Source organism: Sphingomonas sp., assembly GCF_051962185.1.
In the GTDB taxonomy this organism is placed as follows: Bacteria; Pseudomonadota; Alphaproteobacteria; order Sphingomonadales; family Sphingomonadaceae; genus Sphingomonas.
In genome coordinates this window covers 1-4,237 of record NZ_JBQCCN010000062.1, presented here as the reverse complement: position 1 = coordinate 4,237, position 4,237 = coordinate 1, and the positions used below count along the sequence as shown (strand labels likewise).

Below are 4,237 nucleotides of genomic sequence, written 5' to 3'. Positions count from 1 at the left end.
CAAAACTCCACCCCCCCCCTCCTGGGGTGGGTTTGGGGGGGGGCGCGCCGCGGAGGGGGCCGTCTGCCTCGCCCGCTGCTGTTTTGCGATCGGGTTTTGCGTCTTTGGGCGCGCGGACGCGCGCACCCACCCCCAGCCCCTCCCTTGCAGGGAGGGGAGTTTTATCAAAGCCTCACTCGCATCCCGCTGCCTTGGGCGGCAGTTTCGGCGCCGCCAGCCCCACGTTCCAGTTCCACGCGAGCTTGCCGGTCGCCTTCTTGCGGCACATCACCGCCTCGTTGAGCGTGTACATGCCCGGCATCAGGTCCTTCGACGGCTCCGGCGTCGCGGCGAAATGCATGTAATTGGCGGCGCTGCCATAGGCCGGCCAGGCCGGCGCCCTGGCCGCGACCGGATTGCCGTCGCGCGCGAAACTGGTCCAGTAATCGAGCATCGCGTCGGACAGCCCGCGCTCTTCGGCGGTATCCGGAATCTTCGGCCAATTGGGCCCGAGCGTGTCGATCGTGCCGAACACATAGGGCAATTCGCTGGCGTGGAAGGCATGCAGGCCGGCGCTGTCCATCGCCGGATAACCATGGTCGAACAGATAGAGATAGGCGCGCTGGCCGATCGCGGTCTGCTTCAGCGCCATGCGCTGGGCGGTCCAGCCGTAGAGCCCGTCGCGCGTGGCGGCGATGATGCTCTCCTTGTAATCCGCCGCCGGATAGAGCTTGAGGAAGGCGTCGGCGAGGTCGCCATAGCGCTCGCGGATGGTCGCCTCATATTCCGCTGCGGTCGCGGGCGGCTTGGGCGCCAGGATCATCAGCGAGCGGATCTCGCCCTGGTTGAACCCGGCGAGCAGCGGCACCGGCGCCTGCTTGCCCTGATCGAAGGCATCGACCATCTGCATCGGCAGGACGAGACCGTCGACCGTTCCCCAGGGGCCATAACCGAGCTTGGCGGCGGTGTCGGTGATGGTCTGGGCATCGATCCCGCGCAGCGCGGCGAGATCGGGCGCCTGGAGCGCGCCCGACAGCATCTGCCCGGCCGCTTCGCCCGACGGCGCGCCATAGACCGCCTTCTTGAGCTCGGGCATCGAGATCATGTAGCCGCTCTCGGATATCGCCTTGGCATAGAGGCCGCGCGCGAGCGGGGATTCGAGCAAGTACATGACGCTGAGCGCGCCGGCGGATTCGCCCGCGATCGTCACGTTCTTCGGGTCGCCGCCGAACGCCGCGATATTGTGGCGGACCCAGCTCAGCGCCGCGATCTGATCGAGCAGGCCGTAATTGCCCGACACGTGCTGCGGCGATTCCGCGCTGAGCGCCGGGTGCGCCAGCCAGCCGAGCACGCCGAGGCGGTAGTTGATCGACACGACGATGACGCCGCGCTCGGCCATCCGCTGGCCGTCATAGGTCGCCTCCCGGCTCGATCCGGTGACCAGGGCGCCGCCGTGAATCCAGAAGAACACCGGCGCGTTCTTCGCGTTCTTCGGCGCCCAGATGTTGAGCGTCAGGCAATCCTCGCTGACCGGGAGCGGCGCGGCGGGCGAATAGACCGACACCGACTTGCCCTGCGGCTGGACGCAGGCCGGGCCGAACGCGGTGGCGTCGCGCACCTTGGCCCAGCGCGCCATCGGCGCCGGCGGGCGCCAGCGCATCGCGCCGACCGGCGGCACGGCATAAGGAATGCCGCGGAACGTTGCGATGGCGCCGTCGCTGGTGCCGCGCACCGCCCCCGACGGCGCGTCGACCACCGGCCCGGACTGCGCCGCGGCGGGCGCCGCGACCAGCAACGCGCCGAGCGCCAGCAGGGGACGGAAACGAGTCAGTCCGATATCCTTTCTTCGCGCCGCAGGACGCCGGCCAGCCAGAGGAAAAGCGCGATCGCGATCAGGTAGAAGGGCGTCAGCGTATAGAGCGCGGTGCGCAGCGCATGCGCGTCGCCCGCCGCCTTGAACCAGTCGCTCGCCGCGCCGACCCAGGTCGGCCCCAGCCCCAGCCCGATGAAGTTCATCACCAGCAACAGCAACGCGCCCGCCAGCACGCGCTGATCGGGCCGCACTTCCTCCTGGACCAGCGCGACCGATGACGACAGGTAGAAGTAATTGAAGAACATCGTGACGGTCAGCAGCACCAGCGCCAGCGGCCAGCCCGGCGCCCAGACGAACCCGACATAGAAAGGCAGCGCCAGCGCGAGCGAGATGGCTGGCGCCATCGCATAGACCAGCCGCGACCGCCGCGTGAAATGGTCGATCACCCGACCCGACACCAGCATGCCCGAGCACATGCCGATCAGCACGACCAGCGCGTACCAGATCGCGACCTCCGACAGCGTCATGCCTTTTTCGCGGATCAGGAACAGCACCGCGAAATTGCCCACGCCATAGGTCACGAATTGCGTCGCGCCGCTGCCCAGCGCGGCGAGCATCAGCACCGGATGGGTGAAGAACATGCCCAGCGTCGCCCAGAACCCGGCCTTGCCGTCGGCGGCCGCATCGAGCGCGTCGAGCGCCTCGACGCTACTCCGCGCGGTGTCGGTGGCGCCGCGGGCGGGCTCGCGCAGGAACAATCGCAACAGGATCGCGGTGACCACGCCGACCCCGCCGATCGCCAGGAACGCGTCGCGCCAGTCGAACCGCGCCGCGATCGACGCCCCGAACGCGATACCCAGCGCCGCACCGAGCGGCGGGCCGAGATTGTAGAGGCCGAGCGCGATCCCGCGCCGCCCGGGCGGAAAGCTGTCGGTGATCAGCGCATAGGACGGCGGCACGCCCCCCGCCTCGCCGAAACCGACCGTCATCCGTGCCGCGACCAGCTGCGGATAGGTCGCCGCGAGCCCGCAACAGATCGTCGCCGCGCTCCAGATCGCGCAGGCCAAGGACAGGATGGTGACGCGATTGGTGCGATCGGCGAGCCAGCCGACCGGGATCGCGATGAAGCAATAGAAGAGCGCGAAATACAGCCCACCGATCAGGCCGAGCTGGCCGTCGCTGATGTGCAAACTGTCCTGGATCGGCTTGGCGAGGATGCCGAGCAGCGAACGATCGAGGAAGTTGATGACATAAACGAAGGTCAGGACCGCCAGGGTCGCCCAGGCGCGAGCACTGGACCTGGGCAAGGCCCCGCTCCGGGGAATGCCGACCCCCGCCATCAGCGGCGGCACCGCGCGAGACCGGCGTCGGCGCGACCATCGCCCGACGCGCCCCACTGCGGGGTGCGGACCGCCGCCAGAAAATCCATTGTCCTCTCCCGGTTCCCGGCCGCGGCTCTGGTCCGCTCTCGGCGCGCATCATGACGCGACAGCCGGAACGCTGTCAATATACACTATCTTGTGGGTGAATATATATCAGGCCATCGGCGTCGTGGCGCTTGACGCGTGCCCGATCAGGCTGGAAGGACGATGGCTGTGACGAACGACGCCAAACCGCCGCGCCGGTCCCGCAAGGCCGAGCAACGCGCGGAGACCATGGAGCAGATCCTCGACGCGGCCGAGGAGCTGTTTTCGCGGCACGGGCTGCACGGCACGACGTTGAAGGACGTCGCCAAGCAGGTCGGCGTCCACCACACGTTGCTCAATTACTATTTCGCCGACAAGAAAGCGCTGTTCGATGCGGTGTTCGCGCGCCGCGCGGTCGTCACCAGCGAGCTCCGCATGAAGGCGCTCGACGATTACGAGGCGGCGTGCGGCGGCAAGCCGACGATCGAGGGCGCGCTGCACACCTTTCTCGACACCGACCTCGACCTCTACATCAACGGCGGAGAGGGCTGGAAGAATTACGCCAAGCTGGGCGCACAGGTCGCCAACACCCCCGAATGGGGCGCCGATTTGATGGACGAGCATTTCGACCCGGTCGTGCTGCGGCTGATCGGCCTGCTCAAGAAAGCGATGCCCGATTGCGCGCCAGAGGACATCTTCTGGGGCTATCATTTCGTCACCGGCGCGCTGATGCTGACGCTGGCGCGCACCGGCCGCATCGACAAATTGTCGGGCGGCCTCGCCAGGTCCGACGATTTCGTCGCGGTGAAGGAGCGGATGGCGACATTCATGGCCGCCGGCCTGCGCGCGATCTGCGCCTGAGCCGGGCGGATCGCCCGGCGCCGCCACCGCGCCGCTGATGGCTTGTCAGCCCCCGGGAGATGCGGTAAGCGCCGCCGCCTCATCGCCCTCCAACGGGCTTGGGGGCCGCCTTAGCTCAGCTGGTAGAGCATCGCATTCGTAATGCGGGGGTCACAGGTTCGAGTCCTGTAGGCGGCAC

The 4,237-nt window shown here is 68.1% G+C and carries 3 protein-coding genes and 1 tRNA gene; 2 read left to right on the top strand and 2 right to left on the bottom strand.

Going from position 1 to position 4,237, the window contains the following annotated elements; translation table 11 throughout:
• Positions 1–172: 172 nt before the first annotated feature.
• Complete coding sequence (locus ACTHJR_RS04085) at positions 173–1,774, bottom strand: carboxylesterase/lipase family protein (protein WP_440521849.1); 1,602 nt, start codon at positions 1,772–1,774, stop codon at positions 173–175.
• Positions 1,775–1,806: 32 nt separating this feature from the next.
• Positions 1,807–3,099, bottom strand: a complete 1,293-nt coding sequence (locus tag ACTHJR_RS04080) for a spinster family MFS transporter (protein ID WP_440521848.1) — start codon at positions 3,097–3,099, stop codon at positions 1,807–1,809.
• Between the two features lie 348 nt (positions 3,100–3,447).
• Here ACTHJR_RS04080 and ACTHJR_RS04075 point away from each other — a divergent pair, with 348 nt between their 5' ends.
• Complete coding sequence (locus tag ACTHJR_RS04075; RefSeq protein WP_440521850.1) at positions 3,448–4,059, top strand: TetR/AcrR family transcriptional regulator; 612 nt, start codon at positions 3,448–3,450, stop codon at positions 4,057–4,059.
• 104 nt (positions 4,060–4,163) lie between these two features.
• A tRNA-Thr gene (locus ACTHJR_RS04070) sits at positions 4,164–4,236 on the top strand.
• The last annotated feature ends 1 nt before the right edge of the window (position 4,237 follow it).

Bases quoted from the DNA above. Each gene is read 5' to 3' on its own strand.
- ACTHJR_RS04075 (WP_440521850.1), top strand. From the start codon at position 3,448: ATGGAGCAGATCCTCGACGCGGCCGAGGAGCTGTTTTCGCGGCACGGG.